Genomic DNA, 929 nt, shown 5'->3' on the forward strand with positions numbered 1-929 from the left:
GGATCTGCCCTGGCTTCAGGAGATCGGAAGACCTCGGCCGTCGCGGCGCTTGCCGGTGGTGCTGACCCCGGATGAAGTGGTTCGCATCCTCGGTTTTCTGGAAGGCGAGCATCGTTTGTTCGCCCAGCTTCTGTATGGAACGGGCATGCGGATCAGTGAGGGTTTGCAACTGCGGGTCAAGGATCTGGATTTCGATCACGGCACGATCATCGTGCGGGAGGGCAAGGGCTCCAAGGATCGGGCCTTGATGTTACCCGAGAGCTTGGCACCCAGCCTGCGCGAGCAGCTGTCGCGTGCACGGGCATGGTGGCTGAAGGACCAGGCCGAGGGCCGCAGCGGCGTTGCGCTTCCCGACGCCCTTGAGCGGAAGTATCCGCGCGCCGGGCATTCCTGGCCGTGGTTCTGGGTTTTTGCGCAGCACACGCATTCGACCGATCCACGGAGCGGTGTCGTGCGTCGCCATCACATGTATGACCAGACCTTTCAGCGCGCCTTCAAACGTGCCGTAGAACAAGCAGGCATCACGAAGCCCGCCACACCGCACACCCTCCGCCACTCGTTCGCGACGGCCTTGCTCCGCAGCGGTTACGACATTCGAACCGTGCAGGATCTGCTCGGCCATTCCGACGTCTCTACGACGATGATTTACACGCATGTGCTGAAAGTTGGCGGTGCCGGAGTGCGCTCACCGCTTGATGCGCTGCCGCCCCTCACTAGTGAGAGGTAGGGCAGCGCAAGTCAATCCTGGCGGATTCACTACCCCTGCGCGAAGGCCATCGGTGCCGCATCGAACGGCCGGTTGCGGAAAGTCCTCCCTGCGTCCGCTGATGGCCGGCAGCAGCCCGTCGTTGCCTGATGGATCCAACCCCTCCGCTGCTATAGTGCAGTCGGCTTCTGACGTTCAGTGCAGCCGTCTTCTGAAAACGACA

The 929-nt window shown here is 62.4% G+C and carries 1 protein-coding gene; it reads left to right on the top strand.

Annotation, left to right across the window (positions count from 1 at the left end):
- A partial coding sequence (intI1, locus tag CHU32_RS27875) for a class 1 integron integrase IntI1 (RefSeq protein ID WP_058688382.1) occupies positions 1–727 on the top strand: 727 nt, incomplete at its 5' end.
- Positions 728–929: the final 202 nt, after the last annotated feature.

The sequence above is a fragment of the Superficieibacter electus genome (genome assembly GCF_002915575.1).
Taxonomy (GTDB): domain Bacteria; phylum Pseudomonadota; class Gammaproteobacteria; order Enterobacterales; family Enterobacteriaceae; genus Superficieibacter; species Superficieibacter electus.